This is a genomic window from Microbacterium sp., assembly GCF_047602155.1.
In the GTDB taxonomy this organism is placed as follows: Bacteria; Actinomycetota; Actinomycetes; order Actinomycetales; family Microbacteriaceae; genus Microbacterium.
The window spans coordinates 1,999,949-2,018,573 of the sequence record NZ_JASGHZ010000001.1 but is presented as its reverse complement, the minus strand read 5'-3'; the positions used below and the strand labels follow the sequence as shown (position 1 = coordinate 2,018,573).

The window sequence follows — 18,625 nt, the reverse complement described above, 5'->3', positions numbered from 1 at the left end:
ACCCGAGTCAGCGGATCGTGCGAAGCCAGCACGTCTGCACGTCCGCGCCCTTGCGAAAGGACACACCCATGCTTCGCCGCACCGCCGCCGCAGCACTGCTCACCGTCGGCGCCCTCCTGCTCAGCGCCTGCACGAGTGAGCCCGAGCCCACCCCCACCAAGACGGCGGCCGCGGCCGACCCCGACGCATCCGTCAGCGTCCGGCTCGTGCTCGAACCGACCAACCTCGACCTGCGCGAGACCGCCGGCGCGGCGCTCGACCAGATCCTCATCGACAACGTCTACCAGGGTCTGGTCGCCCGCACGCCCGAGCAGGAGATCGTACCGGCGCTGGCGAGCAGCTACGACGTCTCCGCCGACGGTCTGACCTACACGTTCGCGCTGCGCGAGGGCGTGACCTTCCACGACGGCCAGAACCTCACCCCGCAGGACGTGGTGTGGTCGCTGACCGACCTGAAGGCCCACCCCGAGTACCGGGAATCGGCCCGGCTCGCGAACGTCGCGTCGATCACCGCCGAGGGCCAGACGATCACCCTGACCCTCAGCGCACCCGACTCGACGCTGCTGTGGAACCTCACCGGCCGCGCCGGCCTCGTCTACAAGGAGGGCGACACGACCGACCGCAAGACGAAGGCCAACGGCACCGGGCCGTTCACCCTCGCGAGCTGGAAGCAGGGCGACTCGATCACCCTCGAACGCAACGACGCCTACTGGGGCGACAAGGCCCAGGTCGGCGAGGTCGTGTTCCGCTACATCCCCGACACCCAGGCCGCCCTCAACGGGGCCTGGCCGGCGAGCTCGACGTCGTGACCGGCTTCGACGCCACGCTGAAGGACCAGATCGAGGCGAACGGCGACTTCGCCCTCGTCGTCGGCGCCTCGACCGACAAGGGCACCCTCGCGATGAACTCGACGAAGGGGGCGCTCGCCGACAAGCGCGTGCGACAGGCGATCCGCCAGGCGATCGATCACGACGCGATCGTCGAGGCCCTCGGCGCCGGGCAGACGCTCTACGGCCCGATCCCCGAGCTCGACCCGGGCTACGAAGACCTCGAGTCGACCGCCCCGTTCGATCCGGATGCCGCCAAGGCGCTGCTGGCCGAGGCCGGCGTGAGCGACCTCACCCTCACGCTGACGATCTACAACGGCTACGGGACGACGGTGTCGCAGATCCTCGTCTCCAACCTCAACGACGTCGGCATCACGCTGAAGGTCAACGCGGTCGAGTTCGGCACCTGGATCAACGACGTGTACTCCAACCACGACTACGAGCTCAGCTTCGTGCTGCACCCCGAGGCCCGCGACTTCGAGAACTGGGCGAACCCCGACTACTACTTCACCTACGACAACGCCGAGGTGCAGAAGCTGTACGCGCAGTCGGTCGCCGCGACCGAACCCGACACCGCCGCCGACCTGCTGAAGCAGGCCGCGCGCATCGTCGCCGAAGACCAGGCCGCCGACTGGCTGTACAACGGGGCATCCATCGTCGCGGTCGGCTCGAACATCACCGGGTTCCCGTCGGTCAACGTGAACGAGCGCATCGACCTCGCGAGCCTCGTCAAGAGCAAGTAACACGAGAGGGTGATCCGCTACGCGCTGACGCGACTGGCCCTGCTGGTGCTGGGCCTGTTCGTCGCCAGTGCGCTGATCTTCCTCACCCTGCGGGTTCTTCCCGGCGATGTGGCCCAGCTCATCGCCGGGATGAACTCCAGCCCGGGGCAGATCGAGGCCCTGCGCGAACGGCTCGGGCTGAACGAGCCGCTGCTCGTGCAGTACGCCACCTGGATCGCGGGCGTCGTGCGCGGCGACCTCGGCACGTCGCTCGTGACCGGCACCCCGGTCGCGGCCGAGCTCGCGCAGAAGGCGCAGGTCACGATCCCGCTGGGCCTTCTCGCCATGACGATCGCGCTGCTGATCGCGCTGCCGTTCGGGGTGCTCTCCGCCCTGCGGCGCGGGCATCCCGACGGCACGGCGCTCAGCGTCGGCGCACAGACCCTCGCCGCCGTCCCGGTGGTGTGGGCGGGCATGATGCTCGTGCTCGTGTTCGCGGTGTGGCTCGGCTGGCTGCCCGCACAGGGGTTCCCGCGCGGTGGCTGGAGCGATCCGTGGTCCGCGGTGCGCGCCCTGCTGCTGCCGGCGATCACGATCGGCGTCATCGAGGGCGCCATGCTGCTGCGCTTCGTGCGCTCGGCGACGCTGCAGGCCGCCGGAGAGGACTTCGTGCGCACCGCCGCCGCGAAGGGTCTCACCCGCGACCAGGCTCTCATCCGGCACGGCCTGCCGACGGTCGGCCTGTCGATCGTCACCGTGCTGGGGCTGCAGGTGGCCGGCATCATCGTCGGCGCGGTCGTCATCGAGCAGTTGTTCAGCCTGCCCGGCATCGGGCGGATGCTGGTCGCCGACGTCGGCGCACGCGACCTGCCCAAGGTGCAGGGCGAACTGCTCGTGCTCACCGGGTTCGTGCTGATCGTCGGATTCGTCGTCGATCTCGTCCACCGGGTCATCGACCCCCGGCAGCGGGAGGCGGAATGAGCTGGCTGCGCCGCCTCTGGTCGCTGTCGACGGGACGCTTCGGCCTCATCGTGGTCGCCGTCATCGCGCTCACGGCGCTCGTGTCGCTGTTCTGGGTGCCGTTCGACCCGCAGCACGTCGACATCTCCGGGCGCTGGGCGCCGCCGGGCTGGCCGCATCTGCTCGGCACCGACGGCTCGGGGCGCGACATCCTGAGCCTGCTCATGGCGGGGGCACGCACGACCGTGCGGGTCGCGCTCGGCGCCGGTGTCGTCGCGACGCTCCTCGGCCTCGCGCTCGCCGCCCTCGGCGCGCTGACCACGCGCGGGATGCGCGAGTCGATCGCGGTGCTGGTCGACATCCTCGTCGCCTTCCCGGTCCTGCTCATCGCCATGATGATCTCCGCGGTCTGGGGCGGATCGCTGTGGGTCGTGATCGTCTCGGTGGGCATCGGCTTCGGCGTCAGCGTCGCCCGCGTGACCCGGCCGGAGCTGCGCCGCGTGCTGCACAGCGACTTCGTCCTGGCGGGGCGCGCGGCCGGCCTCACCCCGTTCGAGAACCTGTGGCGACACCTGCTGCCGAACGTCGCGCCGGTGTTCATCGTGCAGCTCTCCTGGGGCATGGCCGTCGCCGTGCTCGCCGAGGCGGGCCTGAGCTACCTCGGCTTCGGGGCGCCGGTGACCGAGCCCAGCTGGGGCCTGCTGCTGGAGGAGCTGCAGACCTACACCTCCGTGCATCCGCTCACCGTCGTCTGGCCGGGGCTCGCGATCACCCTCACGGTGCTCGGGCTCAACCTCCTCGGCGACGCCCTGCGCGAGGCGACCGATCCGACCCTTTCGCGACGCGGCGCGGCAGCGCAGGCGCACCAGCCGGTGGTGGTGTCATGAGCCTGTCGGTCCAGGGTCTCACGATCGACCTCGGCGGTCGCCGCGTCGTCGACGGGGTGTCGTTCGACGTGCCCGACGGCGCGCGGGTGGGGCTCATCGGCGAATCGGGGTCGGGCAAGTCGCTCACGGCGCTGGCGGTGCTGGGCCTGCTGCCCGCCGGGGCGACGGTGGGCGGCAGCATCCGGTGGAACGATCGCGAGCTCGTCGGCCTGAGCGATCGCGAGCTCGCGCGCCTGCGCGGCGACGAGATCGGGATCGTGTTCCAGGAGCCGCAGACGGCGCTGAACCCGATCCGCACGATCGGGCGGCAGATCGCCGAGTCGGTGCGCATCCACGAGCGGGCGCCGCGCCGCGCCGCCTGGGCGCGCGCCGTCGCCGAGGCCGAGCGGGTGCGCCTGCCCGATCCGGCGCAGCTCGTGCGCCGCTACCCGCACCAGCTCTCCGGCGGGCAGCGGCAGCGCGCGGCGATCGCCATGGCCCTGGCCTGCCGGCCGCGGCTGCTCATCGCCGACGAGCCGACGACGGCGCTCGACGTGACGATCCAGGCCGACGTCCTGCAGCTGCTGCACGGCCTCGCCCTGCAGGACGGGATGTCGCTCGTGTTCATCACGCACGACCTCGCCGTGCTGTCGCAGATCGCGACGGATGCCGTCGTGCTCGAACACGGCCGCGTCGTCGAGCACGGGCCGCTGCGCCGCCTGCTGACGACGCCGGAGTCGGCCGTCACGCAGGGTCTGCTGCGCGATGCCACCGCGACGCTGTGGCGCCCGGGAGGCGAGTCGTGAGCGCGCGACGGGACTGCGCGGCGGGCGCGGGCAGCGGAGACCGCGGGGGGCTGGTGCGCGCCCGCGGGCTCACCCGGCGCTTCGCGCAGCCGCGGAACGGGCTGTTCGGGCCGAAGCGCTGGACGACGGCGCTCGACGACGCCGACCTCGACGTGCGCGAAGGCTCGGCGGTCGGGGTCATCGGCGAGTCGGGCTCGGGCAAGTCGACCCTGATCCGCCTGCTGCTGGGACTCGACGCGCCCACGGCCGGCACCGTCGAGTTCGACGGGCGCCGGGTCGATGCGCGCGCCGGCGCGCGTGCGCTGCACTGGCTGCGCCGCGAGACCGGCATCGTGTTCCAGGATCCGTACGCCTCGCTCGACCCGCGCATGAGCGTCGGCCGGATCGTCGCCGAGCCGCTGTGGGCGCTGGGCCTGGATACCGCCGAGCTCGGCGTCGACCGGCGGGGACGGGTGCGCGAGGTGCTCGCCGCCGTCGGCCTCGAGCCGGAGACGACCGGCCGCTACCCGCACGAGTTCTCCGGCGGGCAGCGGCAGCGCATCGCGCTGGCGCGGGCGATCGTGCACCGCCCGCGCCTGCTCGTCGGCGACGAGCCGCTGTCGGCGCTCGACGTCACGGTGCGCGCGCAGATCCTCGACCTGCTGCGCGAACTGCGCACGGCACAGCGCCTGACGCTCGTGATGGTCTCGCACGACATCGGCGTCGTGCAGAACCTCTGCGACGAGGTGGTCGTCATGAAGGACGGTCGCATCGTCGAGGAGGAACCCACCGAGAAGGTGCTCCTCGAGCCGCAGGTCGCGTACACGCGGCGGCTGCTGGCATCCATCCCCACGATCGACCCGGCCCACGGCTGAACCGCGTGTCCCGCGGGTTCCGCGGGTTCCGCGGGTTCCGCGGGTTCCGCGGGTTCCGCGGGTTCCGCGGGTTCCGCGTGATGCTCCCAGAGGTTGTCAAGTGGTGGCGAACCCTTGGCGGTAGCGGTTGGTGCGGTCGTCGTCGCGGCGTTTGCCGCGTTCGATGGTGGAGATGTGCCGGGGCCAGCCGCCGAAGTGGTCGGCGACGCTCTGGAGCGAGAGCCCGCGCCGGCCACGCCGTGGTGGCGCGCGCTGCGCGCCGACCGCGCCGTGCGCGATGCCCTCGACGAGCTGTTCCTCCTCGAGGCGAGCACGCCGCCCCGCGAGTGACCGGCATCCTGGACCCGTCGGCGCCGCGCGCCGCGCGCGCCGCGCGCGCCGCGCGCCCTGGCTCCGCGCGCCCTGGCTCCGCGCGCCCTGAGCTTCGGACCCGAACCGCTGAGTTTCGGACGCCTGAAGCGCCCGAAACTCGACCCTGGGCAGTTTCGGACGCTTGGAGCGTCCGAAACTCGATGCGGGTGCGCGCCGTCGGCGGCCATCCGCGTCCATGAAGCCGGAACGTGACACGTCGGCACCGGGCAGCCGCACCCGCGCCGCGCGGCGCGCAAACCTGGCGGCATCCGGGCCTATCTCCAGGAATACGCCCGGATCGTGACAGATCCGCAAACGAGCGCGGCGTCGACCTGGCAGCATCCGGGCCCATCCGCGTCAATGAAGCCGGAACGTGACACGTCGGCACCGGGCAACCGCACCCGAACCACCCCGGCGCGCAAACCTGGCGGCATCCGGGCCTATCTCCAGGAATGCGCCCGGATCGTGACAAATCGGCAAACGAGCTCAGGACAGACCTGGCGGCATCCGGGGCCATATGCGTCTGAAACTCGATGAGGGACAACGTCGGAGGGGCGGCGTAGTGTGGCCGCCATGCACGCGATCGTCCCTCCATACCTGCTCGCGCGGCTCGCCCAGGCGGACCAGCCGCACCTGGCCGTCGCCGCCGAGGCGGCCCGCGCGACGCTGGCGCTGCCCCGCAGCTATCGTCGCCCCACCCGCGCCCGCATCGACCTGTCGGTCGACGGGGATGCGCTCGTGCTGCAGGGCTCCCCCGCGCCCGATCGGGTGATCTCCGACGCGCAGCACCGCGAGCGGCTGCCGGGCGTGCGGGTGCGCGGCGAGGACGACCCGGCCACGGGAGACGCCGCCGTCGACGAGGCCTTCGACGGCCTCGGCGCCAGCTTCGACTTCCTCTGGGACGCGTTCCGGCGCCTCTCCATCGACGGCGCCGGCGGCGCCCTCCCCGCCACCGTGCACTACGGCGAGAAGTACGACAACGCGTTCTGGGACGGCGAGCGCATGGTGTTCGGCGACGGCGACGGCGAGGTGTTCACGGGCTTCACGGCATCGCTGACGGTCATCGCGCACGAGCTCGCGCACGGGGTGACCTCGCACTCGGCCGCCCTCGTCTACCAGGGCCAGTCCGGCGCGCTCAACGAATCGGTCTCCGACGTCTTCGGGGTGCTCACCGAGCAGCATGCGCTCGGCCAGACCGCCGACGCGGCGACCTGGCTCATCGGCGCCGGCATCTTCACCGAAGCGGTCGAGGGCGAGGCGCTGCGGTCGATGAAGGCGCCCGGCACGGCGTACGACGACGACGTGCTCGGCAAGGATCCGCAGCCCGCCCACCTGCGCGACTACGTCACGACCGACGACGACAACGGCGGCGTGCACATCAACTCCGGCATCCCGAATCACGCGTTCTACCTCGTCGCGACCGCGCTGGGCGGCCACGCGTGGGAGCGGGCCGGGCTGATCTGGTACCGCACGCTCACCGGCGGCTCGCTCTCGTCCACGGCGGACTTCGCCGCCTTCGCGCGCGCGACCCTCGACACCGCGACAGGCGAGTACGGTGAGAAGTCGGAGGAAGCCGCCGCGGTGCGCGCCGCGTGGACCGCGGTCGGCGTGCTGGAGGATGACGCCGCAGACGGATGATGCACCGCTCGTCGAGCCGGAGGTCGAGGTCACCGTGACCCGTACCGGAGGCTTCGCCGGTCTGCGGCGCGAATGGCATGCCGAGCCGCCGGCATCCGACGCGGCGGAATGGGTCGAGCTCATCGCCGACTGCCCCTGGGAGGAGACGGCGCCCGAGCCGTCACACGAGCCGTCACCCGGCGCCGACCTGTTCGTCTGGCGCATCCGCGCGCGCTGCGCCACGACCGCCGGCACGGTGCGTCACGACGCCGAACTGCACGATCCGCACGTGGCGGGCCCGTGGCGGACCCTCATCGACGCGGTGCGCGACGCGGCCGACTGAAACGGGGCGGCCGCGCGGCGCTCACGTGCGCCGGAGCAGCCCCCGGCGCTTCGGCTTGAGGCCCAGCTGCATGTTGATGACGCCGAGCCAACGACCGAACTTGAACCCCACCCGTCCCATGCGGCCGGTCTCGACGAAGCCCAGCCGCTCGTGCACGGCGACCGACGCCTCTGCGCCCTTGTCGCTGATGACGGCGATGATCTCGCGGATGCCGGCTTCGCGGCACGCCTCGACGAGCGCTTCCAGCAGCGCACGGCCGAGGCCCTTGCCCGCGGCGGCCTGCCCGAGGTAGATCGAGTCCTCGACCGTGTACCGGTACGCCGACTTCCCCGACCACGGCGAGACGAGCGCGTAGCCGAGCACGTGACCCGACGGCGAGACGGCGACGAGGAACGGCAGCTTGAGCTTGCTCAGATGGTCGAACTTGTCGAGCCACTGCTGGTGCGGCCACTTCTTCTCGTCGAAGGTGACGACCGAGTTGGTGACGTAGTAGTTGTAGATCTCGCGGATGTCGGGGATGTCGCTGCGCCGGGCGGCCCGGATCTCGTACGCGAACGGCTGCTCGGGCGCCGGCTCGCGCCGCAGGTGCCGCGGCAGCCGGCGCCGGTCCCGGTTGTATTCCTCTTCGAGCATGTATCAGCCCACCCTCCAGTCGACGGGGTCGGCACCCTGCTGCCGGAGCAGGGCGTTCGCCCGCGAGAACGGCTTCGAACCGAAGAAGCCGCGGCTCGCCGACAGCGGCGACGGATGCGCCGACTCGATGGCCGGCGTCGCACCCAGGAGGGGCTTGAGGTTCGCGGCATCCCTCCCCCACAGAATCGCGACGAGGGGCTTGTCGCGCGCGACGAGCGAGCGGATGGCGTGCTCGGTGACCCGCTCCCACCCCCAGCCGCGGTGGGATGCCGGAGCGCCCGGCGCGACCGTCAGCACCCTGTTCAGCAGCATGACGCCCTGGTCGCTCCAGGCGGAGAGGTCGCCGTGCGCCGCAGGCGGGATGCCGAGGTCGGCCTCGAGCTCCTGGTAGATGTTCGCGAGGCTCCGCGGGAGGGGCCGCACGTGCGCGTCGACGGCGAACGACAAGCCGATCGGGTGGCCCGGCGTGGGATACGGATCCTGCCCGACGATCAGCACCCTGACCTCGTCGAGCGGGCGGGCGAACGCCCGCAGCACCGTGTCGCCCGCGGGCAGGTAGCGCCGGCCCGCGGCCGTCTCGGCCCGCAGCCGCTCACCGAGCGCCGCGATGTCGGGGCCAACCGGCTCGAGCGCCGCGGCCCAGCCGGCGTCGATGAGGCCGGCGTCGGCCAGTTGCGGCAGCGTCATCGCCATCAGGCGCTCGCCTCGCCCCCGGCATCCTCCTCGACGACGGATCCTCGCGCCGACCAGGGGAAGTCGATCCACAGGGCGGTTTCGCGCCAGGAGTAGTCGGGGCGGGCGATGGCACCGGGCTTCGTGTAGACGCACACCGAGCGGACGTCGGCGCCGACGTCGGCGAGCATCCCGACGGCGAGCGCGAGGGTACGGCCGCTGTCGGCGACGTCGTCGACGAGCAGCACGCGCTTGCCGGGGAGGTGGTCGAGGTCGAGGTCGGGCGGCAGCAACTGCGGCGCGTCGAGGACGGTGCCGATGCCGGTGTAGAACTCGACGTTCAGAGCACCGCAGCTCTTGACCCCGAGGCCGTACGCGATCGCGCCGGCCGGCAGCAGTCCGCCGCGCGCGATCGCCACGACGACGTCGGGCACGAAGCCGTCGGCGACGATCGCCCGCGACAGCTCGCGGGTCGCGTCGCCGAACCCCTGCCAGGTCAGGATCTCGCGGTGGGTGGGGGCGTCGTCATGCGTCACGGTTACAACCTAGACCGAACGCACCCCCGACGCGGCGAAGGCCGTGGCTTCGAGCGCGAAGCCGCCGCTCGGCGAGCCGAGCCGGGCGAACAGCGCGTCGCGCAGCCGCGCCCGGACGGCGTCGCCGAGGCTCACACAATACGTTCCGGCGGGCCCGATGCCGGCCAGATACCCCGCCCACAGCTCGTCGAACGAGTCGTAGTGCGAGCTGACCCGCAGGACGCTCTCGCGCACCGACGCGCACCCGGCATCCCGCAGCAATGCGGCGATCTCGCCCCTCCGGCCGAACCGGAGCCGGTCGCCCTCGTCGGGCGCGTGCGGATCGACGTCGGTCGCCGCCTGCCAGAACACGCGCAGCATCTGCATGCCGCCGCGGAGATCCCACATGCACGCCGCCGCGACACCCCCCGGGCGCAGCACCCGCAGGAACTCCCCCACGGCCGCCTCGGGGTCACTCGTGAACGGCAGCACGAGCTGAGCGAAGACGGCATCCGCAGAGGCATCGTCATAGGGCAGCGCCTCGGCCCTGCCCACCTCGACCGCCACGCCAGGATTGCGCCGCGCGCAGTCGGCGGCGAACGGCGGCGACGGGTCGACGGCACGCACGTGACCGGCGCCGACGCGTGCCACCAGTTCGGCGGTCAGGGCGCCCGGCCCGCATCCGACATCGACCACGTCCGCGCCGGCCACCAGCTCGACGGTGTCCGCGAACGGCGACGCGAGCTGCCTCGAATAGCGCCCCATGTACAGGTCGTACGCGTCGCCCGAGTGCAGGAACGCCCGCGCTCCCGGAGCCTCTTCGTCATCCATCGCGCACCTCCAGGGTCGTCTCCGATGAGGAGGCGTGTCCCGCTCCCGTGATACTCCGATCGGGGCGGCGGCGCCAGGGGTCTGCCGTCGAGGTGCGAGGTGCGAGCGCGCGCTACGCGCCGGCGCGGGGCGCGAGGGGTCCGCGGGCGAGCAGGTGCTGCGCCGACTGCGCGACCGGGCGCATCGTGACGAGGTCGAGGTTGACGTGCCCCGGGGCGTTCAGCGCGTAGGCGATGACGTCGGCGACGTCGGATGCCGTGAGCGGCTGCTCGACGCCCTGGTAGACCTTGTCCGCCCCGGCCCGGTCGCCGCCGAGGCGGTTGAGCGTGAACTCCTCCGTGTAGACCATGCCCGGCGCGACCTCGGTCACCCGGATCGGCTCGCCGTTGAGCTCGAGCCGCAGGGCGTGCGCGAGCATCGCCTCGCCGGCCTTGGCCGCGTTGTACCCCGCGCCGCCCGGATAGGCGGTCTGGGCCGCCGTCGAGGTGAGGTAGAGCGTGTCGGCGTGGCCGCCGTCTTCGATCGAGGCCCGCAGCAGCGGCAGCAGCGCCGCCGTCACCAGCTGCGCCGACAGGACGTTGACCTCGAACATCCAGCGCCAGTCGGCGGGCGTGCCGTCTTCCACGCGGTCGGCGCCGCGGGCGCCGCCGGCGATGTGCACGAGCGCGTGCACCGGCCCGGTCGCCGCGACGTGCGCGGCGAGCGCCGCGACGTCGGCCTCGTCGGTGAGGTCTGCCGCGAAGGATGCCGAGCCCGCCTGCGCGTCGAGGGCGGCGAGGCGCTGCGCGCGCCGCGCGACGCCGACGACGTCCCAGCCCGTCGCACGCAGCGCGCGCACCGTCGCCTCTCCGATCCCGGAGCTTGCTCCCGTCACCACGGCACGTCTGGTCATGGTTCCACGGTACCCGTCTCCCCCGCGCCGGGCGGCGCGCGGGGAGGGGACGGGGCGGGTTCATTACGTCACATGTCCGGCTCGTTGTTGACAGCGGGCGCAATCCGTACTATCGGTGTGGTCGCCGGCATCCGTCGCCGACCAGTACCGACGAAAGACGATGGGGAACCCGCCATGACCGCTCCCGAGAACTGGCGCTTCGAGACCAAGCAGATCCATTCCGGCGCCGCTCCGGACCCGGTCACCAAGGCACGCGCGACGCCGATCTACCAGACGACCTCGTACGTCTTCGACAACGCCGACCACGCCGCGAACCTGTTCGCCCTCGCCGAGTTCGGCAACATCTACACGCGCATCCAGAACCCGACGCAGGACGTGCTCGAGCAGCGCCTCGCGGCGCTGGAAGGCGGCACGGGTGCGCTCGTGGTCTCCAGCGGCCAGGCGGCGGCGACGTTCGCGGTGCTCAACATCGCGGAGGCCGGCGACCACATCGTCTCGTCGAGCTCGATCTACGGCGGCACCTACAACCTGTTCAAGTACACGCTCGCCAAGCTCGGCATCGAGGTCACGTTCGTCGAGAACCAGGACGACCCCGACGAGTGGCGCCGTGCCGTGCGCCCGAACACGAAGCTGTTCTTCGCCGAGACGATCGGCAACCCGAAGATCAACATCCTCGACATCCGCACCGTCGCCGACCTCGCGCACGAGGCGGGAGTACCGCTGATCGTCGACAACACGATCGCGACGCCGTACCTCATCCGTCCGTTCGAGCACGGTGCCGACATCGTCGTGCACTCCGTGACGAAGTTCCTCGGCGGCCACGGCACCACGATCGGCGGCGTCATCGTCGACGGCGGCACGTTCGCCTGGTCGCAGAACGTGGAGAAGTTCCCCGGGCTCACCGTGCCCGACCCGTCGTACCACGGCGCCTCGTACACGGCGGCGGTCGGCGACGGCTTGGCCTTCATCATCAAGGCGCGCGTGCAGCTGCTGCGCGACCTCGGCTCGTCGATCGCGCCGCAGAGCGCGTGGAACCTCATCCAGGGCGTCGAGACCCTGTCGCTGCGCATCGAGCGCCACGTGCAGAACGCGCAGGAGGTCGCGGAGTGGCTGGAGAACCACCCCGACGTTGCGTCGGTCAACTACTCCGGTCTGCCCACCTCGCCCTGGTACGCCGCCGCCAACACCTACGCCCCCAAGGGCGTCGGCGCGGTGCTCTCGTTCGAGCTCAAGGGCGGTGTGGACGCCGGCCGCGAGTTCGTCAACAGCCTGACGCTGTTCAGCCACCTGGCCAACATCGGCGACGTGCGCTCGCTCGTGATCCACCCGGCCTCGACGACGCACTCGCAGCTCACGCCCGAGCAGCAGCTCACGAGCGGCGTCACGCCGGGCCTCGTGCGCCTGTCGGTGGGCCTCGAGAACGTCGACGACCTCAAGGCCGACCTCGAGCAGGCACTCGCCGCCGCGCGCGCCCTCTCGGAGGCCGCCCGCGCCTGAGCGCTGCGCACGGATGCCCCGCCCCGCACCCCGGGTCGGGGCATCCGTGCGTTCGCGCTGTCGAAACCTGCACGCGCTGTCGAATATTCGATAGCGCGTGCAGCTTTCTGCCGCGCGAGCGGCGGAGCGGCGTGCGATGGATGCCGTGAGAGAGCGCCGCGGAGTACCGCGCCGCGTAACACGGCGGCGGCGGGCGGCGACAGCCGCGATAATCGACGGATGGACTGGCAGATCTCCGAGGACACGGTGCCGAGCGCACCGATCACGGAGGCCGATGCGCGCCTGCTCGGCGGGCGCCCGCCCGCCACCGGCGCCTGGCGCGACGGCGACCCGGCCGGCGACCGCCGCTTCGCCGCCCTGGGCGCGTTCACGACCGAGGGCGGCCGGAGCCTGCCCGGCATCCGGCTGGCGTACGAGACGTGGGGCGAGCTCTCGCCCGCGCGCGATAACGCCGTGCTCATCCTGCACGCCCTCACCGGCGACAGCCACGTGCGCGGACACGCCGGGCCGGGGCACCCCACGGACGGCTGGTGGGGCGACGTCGTCGGGCCGGGTGCGGCGATCGACACCGACCGCTGGTTCGTCGTCGCCCCGAACATGCTCGGCGGATGCCAGGGCTCCACCGGCCCGTCGTCGATCGCTCCCGACGGGCGCGAGTGGGCCGAGCGCTTCCCGTACCTGACGATCCGCGACCAGGTCGCCGCCCAGGCGGGCCTGGCCGATGCCCTCGGCATCGATGCCTGGGCAGCCGTCATCGGCGGCTCGATGGGCGGCATGCACGCCCTGGAGTGGGGCGTCGGGCATCCGGAGCGCGTGCACCGCCTCGCGGTGCTGTCGTCGCCGCCGACGACGACCGCCGACCAGATCGCGCTCAACGGCGTGCAGCTGGAGGCGATCCACGTCGATCCGCGTTTCGCGGGCGGCGAATACTACGACGCCGCCCCCGGCGAGGGGCCGCACCGCGGGCTGGCCCTGGCCCGCCGGATGGCGCTGCTCAACTACCGCAGCCCCACCGAGCTGAACCAGCGGTTCCAGCGCTCGTGGCAGTCGGACAAGAGCCCGATCGGCCGCGACGGCCGGTTCGCCGTGGAGAGCTACCTCGACTTCCACGGCAACAAGTTCACGCGCCGCTTCGACGCCAACAGCTACATCACCCTCGTCGAGGCGATGAACTCGCACGACGTCGGTCGCGACCGCGGCGGCGTCGAAGACGCCCTCGCGCGCGTCACCGCGAAGACCCTCGTGCTCGGCATCGACAGCGACCGGCTGTTCCCGGTCGAGGGGCAGCATCGCATCGCCCGCGGCATCCGCTCGACGATCGACGACGCCGTGGTGCTCGCCAGCGACTTCGGCCACGACGGCTTCCTCATCGAGACCGCCGCCGTCGGCATCCACCTGCGACGACTGCTGCAGGCCTGAGTCAGACCGCGACGGATGCCGGCTGCCGCGCTTCGACGGCGTAACTGACGGCGGCCAGCGCCAGACCCGCCGCCGCGAGCAGCACGCCGACCCAGATCGGGGTGACGAACCCGAACCCGCGGGCGATGACGAGGCCGCCGAGGAAGGCGCCCAGCGCGTTGCCGATGTTGAGCGCGGAGTGGTTCAGCGCGGCGGCGATCGACTGGTTGTCGCCGGCGACGCTCATGAGGCGCGACTGGATCGTCGGGCTGAGCGCAGAGGCCACCAGCCCGATCGCGAAGACGAAGACGCCGACCGCGACGATCCACTGCGCCGTGAGGGCGAGCAGCATCTGCACCGCGATCAGGACCACGAAGCCCACCATCAGCGTGCGCTTCAGGTCGACGTCGGCGAGGTGCCCGCCGATGAGATTGCCGACGGTCATGCCGAGCCCCATCAGCACCAGGATGACCGGCACGATCGCCTCGGGCGCGCCCGCGACCTCGGTGACGACGGGGGCGATGTAGCTGTAGGCCGCGAAGAACCCGCCGAAGCCGATCGCGCCGACGCCGAGGGCGAACCAGACCTGGCCGATGCGGAACGCGCGGAGCTCTGCGCGCAGCGTCCGGCCGGGGTCGCCGGCGTGCGCCGGGACGAACAGCGCGATGCACAGCGCCGTCGCCGCGAAGATCGCCGCGACGATGACGAAGGCGACCCGCCAGCCCAGCTGCTGCCCCAGGAAGGTGCCGACGGGAACCCCCACGACGTTGGCGACGGTGAGCCCGGTCAGCACGAACGCGACGCCCTTGGCCCGGTTGCCGGGACCGAGGACGTCGGCGGCGACGAGCGCGCCGATGCCGAAATACGCCCCGTGCGGCAGGCCCGCCAGGAACCGGGATGCCGCCACCAGCTCGAAGGTCGGCAGCACGAAGGTGAGGGCGTTGAACAGGGTGAGCGCGATCGCCAGGGCGAGCATGACCCGGTGCCGCGGATACTTGGCGACCGATCCCGCGATGGTCGGCGCCCCGACGACGACGCCGAGGGCGTACATCGTGATCAGCCACCCGCACTGGGCGATCGCCGCCTCGGGGTCGCGCGCCGACAGCGCGGGCAGCAGATCGGCGGAGATGTTCGGCAGCAGTCCCATCACGACGAACTCCGTCATGCCGATGCCGAACGAGCCGATCGCGAGCGACAGCAGCGCCCGCCTCGCGGTGCGGGGCGGGATCGATGGCGCGTCGGTCGTCGGGGGCGGCGTGGAGGTCACGCGGCTACGTTACTCGTCAATCGTCGTCCGGCCGAATCGATTCGATCGCGCGCTCGAGCCGTTCGAGCTTGCCGTCGAGCTCACCCGTGCGGCCGGGGCGGATATCGGCCTTCAGCACGAGGGACACGCGCGACCCGAACGGCATGACGGCCTCCGTGGCGCGCTTGACGACCTCCATGACGGTGTCCCAGTCGGGGCCTTCGACCTCGGTGAACATCGAGGTCGTGCGGTGCGGCAGGCCCGACGCGCGCACGACGGCGACCGCCGCGGCGACGGCATCGTGCACCGAGCCGTCGGTGCGGCCGGTGCCGGACGGGGCGACGGAGAAGGCGATGAGCATGGGTGTCCTCCCGTTTCAGGCCGCGACGCGCTCGTGGCGGGGACGGATGCCGGCTGTCACCGGCATCCGGACGATGCGGATCAGGCGCACCAGCATCCAGACGAACATCGCGACGAGCACGACGTTGCGCACCGTGAGGATCGTCACGGCCGCCGGCGCCGGAACGAGGATGCCGTAGTACAGCACCGGGTAGACCAGCTGCGTCAGCAGCGCGGCGACGAGCGTCACGGTCGCCGGCGCGATCCACCGGTGCCGGTCGATGACGAGCCCGAGCAGCACCGACGGCACGAGCCAGCACAGGTACTGCGGCGAGCCGACCTTGTTGAACACGATGAAGCCGAGCACGAGCGCGAGCGACAGCGGCGGGAACAGCGTCACGTACCGCACGCCGCGCACGGCGGCGAGCGCGCCCAGCCCCGCGACGGCGGACATCGCCACCACCAGCAGCGGGGTCATCGCCGCGATGACGGCGTCGATGTCGCTGCCCGTCACCTGGAACGTGAGCATGTCGGCGTCGTAGAACACCCAGAAGCCCGGCACCTGCAGCAGCGCGCCCCACAGGAAGAACATGCTGACCGGCGCCTCGACCTGCAGCCCGCGCGCGGTCTGGTCGCCGATGAACCCGAACGCGTTGGCGGCTCCCCCCAGCGCGGCCACGACCCCGAGGGTCGCCACGCTCACGAAGAGGGCGCCGCCCACGACGGCGCCGCGCCGACGCACCGCGACGACGCCGGCGGCCAGCAGCGCCGCCGGCCACACCTTCATCCACGTGGCGATCGCCAGCAGCGTCGAGGCGAGCCAGGGCCGGCCGACCAGCCACAGGCAGCCGAGAATCGCGATCGGCACGGTGAACCCGTCGAGCCGGTACACGCCGACCGGCCCGAGCAGCGCGATGAACGACAGCCAGAACCACGCCGCCGTGACGCGGCCCGCAGAGCGGGCACGACCGACGAGGACGGCGAAGGCGACCGCGTCGGCCGCCGTCACGAGCAGCGCCCAGGTCAGCGTGTAGCCGGCGATCCACGAGAACGCCTGCACGATCACCATCGGAATCAGCGCGAGCTGCGGATACACCCACGGCTCGGTGATCCCGACGATCCCGTAGCCCTCGAGCGCCTGCCGCGACCACGGATCGTAGACGCGATACACGTCGCCCATCGGCTCGTTCGGCATGAGAAAGCCGAGCCACGCGACCCCGACGTGCACGACGGCGAACGCGACCCACAACACCGCCCGCCTCGACACCCTTCCCATCCTACGGAGCGGGTCGGGCCAGGAGCGTGCCCACCTCGGCGGCCACGGCCTCGGCGACCTCGAGCGCGACGACGGGGCCGCCGGAGTGCGCCGCCGACGCCGCCGCGGCGGCACGTCCGTGCAGCAGTGCGGCCGTGGCCGCGGCGAGATCGAGCCGGCCGGCGTCGGGCTGTCGCGCCCCCAGCCCCGCCAGGACCGCACCGAGGATGCCGGCGAGCACATCGCCGGTGCCCGCCGTCGCAAGCCACGGCACCCCGGTCGTGACGGTGCGCACCCCGCCGTCCGGAGACGCCACGACCGTCACGGCGCCCTTGAGCAGCACGACGGCATCCAGGGTCGCGGCCGTGTCGAGGGCCGCGGCCGCCCGGCCCGGCCCGGCGGCGAGCCCCAGCCGCGACCGCAGGGCGGCGTGCTCGCGGTCGTGCGGTGTCAACACGAGCGGGGCGCGCTGCGCGCCGGGCACGGGCGGGGCGACGAGGTCGAGGGCGCCGGCATCCACCACGACGGGCGCCTCCCCCGCCAGCAGCGACCGCAGCGCGGCGGACTCCTGCGCCGTGCGGCCGGCCGACGACGTGCCCGAACCGATCACCCACGCCTGCACGCGGCCGGGCACCGTCACCGTCTCGGGGCGGCGCGCCAGCACGAGGTCCCGGGCGGGCCCCACGTAGCGGACCATCCCGGCGCCGGTGCGCCACGCCGCCTCCACGCCGAGCACCGCCGCGCCGGGGTAGAGCGCCGAGCCGGTGCGCAGTCCGACGACGCCCCGGGAATACTTGTCGTCGGCGGCGGTTGGCACACGCAGGAGCGCGGCGGCCTCGGCGGCCGTCCACTCCCGCGTCTCGTCCATGGCGCCACTGTACCGGCGAGCGTCCGAACCGACCCGAAAGCGACCGATGAGCCTGCTGTTCACCCCCTACGACCTCGCCGGACGCACCGTCCGCAACCGCCTGTGGGTCGCGCCGATGTGCCAGTACTCCGCCGTCGCGGGGGTGCCGAACGACTGGCATCACGTGCACCTCGCGCAGTTCGCGTCGGGCGGTGCGGGCATCGTCATCGCCGAGGCGACCGCAGTGCTGCCGGAGGGACGCATCTCGCCCGAGGACACCGGCCTGTGGAACGACGCCCAGCAGGCCGCGTGGGCGCCCATCGTCGCGTCGATCCGCGCCCGCGGGGCGCTGCCCGGAGTTCAGCTGGCGCACGCGGGGCGCAAGGCCTCGACGTGGTCGCCGTTCTCCGGCGGCCACGGGTCGGTCCCGGCGGATGCCGGCGGCTGGACGACCCTCGCGCCCTCCGCGATCGCCTTCGAGGGGTTCGCGGCGCCCGTCGCGCTGGATCGCGCCGGCATCGATGCGATCGTCGACGCCTTCGCCGCGGCGGCCGGGCGCGCCGTCGCGGCGGGCTTCGAGGTGCTGGAGATCCACGCCGCGCACGGCTACCTCCTGCACCAGTTCCTCTCGCCGCTGTCGAATCTGCGCGGCGACGAGTACGGCGGGTCGCTGGAGAATCGTGCCCGCCTGCTGCTGCGCGTCGTCGAGGCGGTGCACGCCGCCGCACCGGATGCGGCGCTGCTCGTGCGGTTCTCCGCCTCGGACTGGGCCGACGGCGGCTGGGATGCCGCCCAGACCGCGACGGTCGCCGGCTGGGCGGCCGAGCGCGGGGCCGGCTTCTTCGACATCTCCAGCGGCGGCCTCGTCGCGCACCAGCGCATCACGACCGGCCCGGGCTACCAGGTGGCGCTGGCCGCGGAGGTGCGCCGGCGCAGCGGCCGACCGGTGAGCGCGGTCGGCGAGATCACGTCGGGCCCGCAGGCCGAGGCGATCCTCGCCTCGGGCGCCGCCGACGTCATCCTCGCCGGCCGCGAGTGGCTGCGCGACCCGCACTTCGCCCTGCGGGCCGCGACCGAGCTCGGCGAGCCCGCCGCAGCTGCCTGGCCGCCGCAGTACGTCCGCGCCCGCCCGCGGGCCTGAACCGCGCCCGAGC

The 18,625-nt window shown here is 72.6% G+C and carries 19 protein-coding genes and 1 pseudogene; 11 read left to right on the top strand and 9 right to left on the bottom strand.

Features of this window, described 5'->3' with window-relative positions; translation table 11 throughout:
* Positions 1 to 68 precede the first annotated feature (68 nt).
* The 8 genes and pseudogenes from QM720_RS09075 (at position 69) to QM720_RS09040 (ending at position 7,346) form a co-directional block, all read left to right on the top strand.
* A pseudogene (locus QM720_RS09075) lies at positions 69 to 1,570 on the top strand (ABC transporter substrate-binding protein).
* Between the two features lie 9 nt (positions 1,571 to 1,579).
* A complete protein-coding gene (locus QM720_RS09070) occupies positions 1,580 to 2,530 on the top strand; it encodes an ABC transporter permease (protein ID WP_415125786.1) in 951 nt (316 codons plus the stop codon).
* Positions 2,527 to 3,396, top strand: coding sequence for an ABC transporter permease (locus QM720_RS09065; RefSeq protein WP_415125785.1), 870 nt, complete (start codon positions 2,527 to 2,529; stop codon positions 3,394 to 3,396). Before QM720_RS09070 ends, QM720_RS09065 begins: the two co-directional genes overlap by 4 nt.
* Entirely contained in the window at positions 3,393 to 4,181 is a 789-nt protein-coding gene (locus QM720_RS09060; RefSeq protein WP_415125784.1) for an ATP-binding cassette domain-containing protein, read from the top strand. Before QM720_RS09065 ends, QM720_RS09060 begins: the two co-directional genes overlap by 4 nt.
* 50 nt (positions 4,182 to 4,231) lie before the next feature.
* Entirely contained in the window at positions 4,232 to 5,035 is an 804-nt protein-coding gene (locus QM720_RS09055; RefSeq protein ID WP_415127870.1) for an ABC transporter ATP-binding protein, read from the top strand.
* Positions 5,036 to 5,209: 174 nt separating this feature from the next.
* Complete coding sequence (locus QM720_RS09050; RefSeq protein WP_415125783.1) at positions 5,210 to 5,365, top strand: hypothetical protein; 156 nt, start codon at positions 5,210 to 5,212, stop codon at positions 5,363 to 5,365.
* A 594-nt stretch (positions 5,366 to 5,959) separates the two neighbouring features.
* Entirely contained in the window at positions 5,960 to 7,024 is a 1,065-nt protein-coding gene (locus tag QM720_RS09045) for a M4 family metallopeptidase (protein ID WP_415125782.1), read from the top strand.
* The gene (locus tag QM720_RS09040) at positions 7,005 to 7,346 is read left to right on the top strand and encodes a protealysin inhibitor emfourin (protein ID WP_415125781.1); all 342 of its coding nucleotides are present in this window, start codon (positions 7,005 to 7,007) and stop codon (positions 7,344 to 7,346) included. Before QM720_RS09045 ends, QM720_RS09040 begins: the two co-directional genes overlap by 20 nt.
* A 21-nt stretch (positions 7,347 to 7,367) precedes the next feature.
* Here QM720_RS09040 and QM720_RS09035 read toward each other — a convergent pair whose 3' ends face one another.
* From QM720_RS09035 to QM720_RS09015, 5 genes are all read right to left on the bottom strand, one after another.
* Positions 7,368 to 7,979: a GNAT family N-acetyltransferase gene (locus QM720_RS09035; RefSeq protein ID WP_415125780.1), complete on the bottom strand. Its 612-nt coding sequence runs from the start codon at positions 7,977 to 7,979 to the stop codon at positions 7,368 to 7,370.
* Positions 7,980 to 7,982: 3 nt separating this feature from the next.
* The gene (locus QM720_RS09030) at positions 7,983 to 8,672 is read right to left on the bottom strand and encodes a uracil-DNA glycosylase (protein WP_415125779.1); all 690 of its coding nucleotides are present in this window, start codon (positions 8,670 to 8,672) and stop codon (positions 7,983 to 7,985) included.
* Positions 8,672 to 9,187 carry a phosphoribosyltransferase gene (locus QM720_RS09025; RefSeq protein WP_415125778.1) on the bottom strand — a complete coding sequence of 172 codons (516 nt, stop codon included), beginning with the start codon at positions 9,185 to 9,187 and terminating at the stop codon, positions 8,672 to 8,674. The genes QM720_RS09030 and QM720_RS09025 overlap by 1 nt, the downstream gene beginning before the upstream one ends.
* A gap of 9 nt (positions 9,188 to 9,196) precedes the next feature.
* Entirely contained in the window at positions 9,197 to 9,997 is an 801-nt protein-coding gene (locus QM720_RS09020) for a class I SAM-dependent methyltransferase (RefSeq protein ID WP_415125777.1), read from the bottom strand.
* 112 nt (positions 9,998 to 10,109) lie between these two features.
* The gene (locus tag QM720_RS09015; RefSeq protein ID WP_415125776.1) at positions 10,110 to 10,889 is read right to left on the bottom strand and encodes an SDR family oxidoreductase; all 780 of its coding nucleotides are present in this window, start codon (positions 10,887 to 10,889) and stop codon (positions 10,110 to 10,112) included.
* Positions 10,890 to 11,063: 174 nt separating this feature from the next.
* Between QM720_RS09015 and QM720_RS09010 the strand changes: the two genes are divergently transcribed.
* Complete coding sequence (locus tag QM720_RS09010) at positions 11,064 to 12,386, top strand: bifunctional o-acetylhomoserine/o-acetylserine sulfhydrylase (protein ID WP_415125775.1); 1,323 nt, start codon at positions 11,064 to 11,066, stop codon at positions 12,384 to 12,386.
* A 219-nt stretch (positions 12,387 to 12,605) separates the two neighbouring features.
* Positions 12,606 to 13,805, top strand: a complete 1,200-nt coding sequence (gene metX / locus QM720_RS09005; RefSeq protein ID WP_415125774.1) for a homoserine O-acetyltransferase MetX — start codon at positions 12,606 to 12,608, stop codon at positions 13,803 to 13,805.
* A 1-nt stretch (position 13,806) separates the two neighbouring features.
* On the opposite strand, the gene QM720_RS09000 is transcribed toward metX, so the two are convergent.
* The 4 genes from QM720_RS09000 to QM720_RS08985 form a co-directional block, all read right to left on the bottom strand.
* Positions 13,807 to 14,949: an MFS transporter gene (locus tag QM720_RS09000; protein WP_415127868.1), complete on the bottom strand. Its 1,143-nt coding sequence runs from the start codon at positions 14,947 to 14,949 to the stop codon at positions 13,807 to 13,809.
* Between the two features lie 118 nt (positions 14,950 to 15,067).
* The gene (locus QM720_RS08995; protein WP_415125773.1) at positions 15,068 to 15,391 is read right to left on the bottom strand and encodes a thiamine-binding protein; all 324 of its coding nucleotides are present in this window, start codon (positions 15,389 to 15,391) and stop codon (positions 15,068 to 15,070) included.
* A 15-nt stretch (positions 15,392 to 15,406) separates the two neighbouring features.
* Entirely contained in the window at positions 15,407 to 16,636 is a 1,230-nt protein-coding gene (locus QM720_RS08990; protein WP_415125772.1) for a hypothetical protein, read from the bottom strand.
* A 10-nt stretch (positions 16,637 to 16,646) separates the two neighbouring features.
* Positions 16,647 to 17,492, bottom strand: a complete 846-nt coding sequence (locus tag QM720_RS08985) for an ADP-dependent NAD(P)H-hydrate dehydratase (protein ID WP_415125771.1) — start codon at positions 17,490 to 17,492, stop codon at positions 16,647 to 16,649.
* A gap of 46 nt (positions 17,493 to 17,538) precedes the next feature.
* Between QM720_RS08985 and QM720_RS08980 the strand changes: the two genes are divergently transcribed.
* On the top strand, positions 17,539 to 18,612 hold the full coding sequence (locus tag QM720_RS08980; protein ID WP_415125770.1) for an NADH:flavin oxidoreductase/NADH oxidase: 1,074 nt from the start codon (positions 17,539 to 17,541) through the stop codon (positions 18,610 to 18,612).
* Positions 18,613 to 18,625: the final 13 nt, after the last annotated feature.

Coding starts and splice junctions, on each gene's coding strand:
- QM720_RS09000 (WP_415127868.1), bottom strand. CDS start 14,949: ATGACGGAGTTCGTCGTGATGGGACTGCTGCCGAACATCTCCGCCGAT.
- QM720_RS09065 (WP_415125785.1), top strand. CDS start 2,527: ATGAGCTGGCTGCGCCGCCTCTGGTCGCTGTCGACGGGACGCTTCGGC.
- QM720_RS08980 (WP_415125770.1), top strand. CDS start 17,539: ATGAGCCTGCTGTTCACCCCCTACGACCTCGCCGGACGCACCGTCCGC.
- QM720_RS09060 (WP_415125784.1), top strand. CDS start 3,393: ATGAGCCTGTCGGTCCAGGGTCTCACGATCGACCTCGGCGGTCGCCGC.
- QM720_RS09030 (WP_415125779.1), bottom strand. CDS start 8,672: ATGGCGATGACGCTGCCGCAACTGGCCGACGCCGGCCTCATCGACGCC.
- metX (WP_415125774.1), top strand. CDS start 12,606: ATGGACTGGCAGATCTCCGAGGACACGGTGCCGAGCGCACCGATCACG.
- QM720_RS08985 (WP_415125771.1), bottom strand. CDS start 17,492: ATGGACGAGACGCGGGAGTGGACGGCCGCCGAGGCCGCCGCGCTCCTG.
- QM720_RS08995 (WP_415125773.1), bottom strand. CDS start 15,391: ATGCTCATCGCCTTCTCCGTCGCCCCGTCCGGCACCGGCCGCACCGAC.
- QM720_RS09010 (WP_415125775.1), top strand. CDS start 11,064: ATGACCGCTCCCGAGAACTGGCGCTTCGAGACCAAGCAGATCCATTCC.
- QM720_RS09015 (WP_415125776.1), bottom strand. CDS start 10,889: ATGACCAGACGTGCCGTGGTGACGGGAGCAAGCTCCGGGATCGGAGAG.
- QM720_RS09020 (WP_415125777.1), bottom strand. CDS start 9,997: ATGGATGACGAAGAGGCTCCGGGAGCGCGGGCGTTCCTGCACTCGGGC.
- QM720_RS09035 (WP_415125780.1), bottom strand. CDS start 7,979: ATGCTCGAAGAGGAATACAACCGGGACCGGCGCCGGCTGCCGCGGCAC.
- QM720_RS09045 (WP_415125782.1), top strand. CDS start 5,960: ATGCACGCGATCGTCCCTCCATACCTGCTCGCGCGGCTCGCCCAGGCG.
- QM720_RS09040 (WP_415125781.1), top strand. CDS start 7,005: ATGACGCCGCAGACGGATGATGCACCGCTCGTCGAGCCGGAGGTCGAG.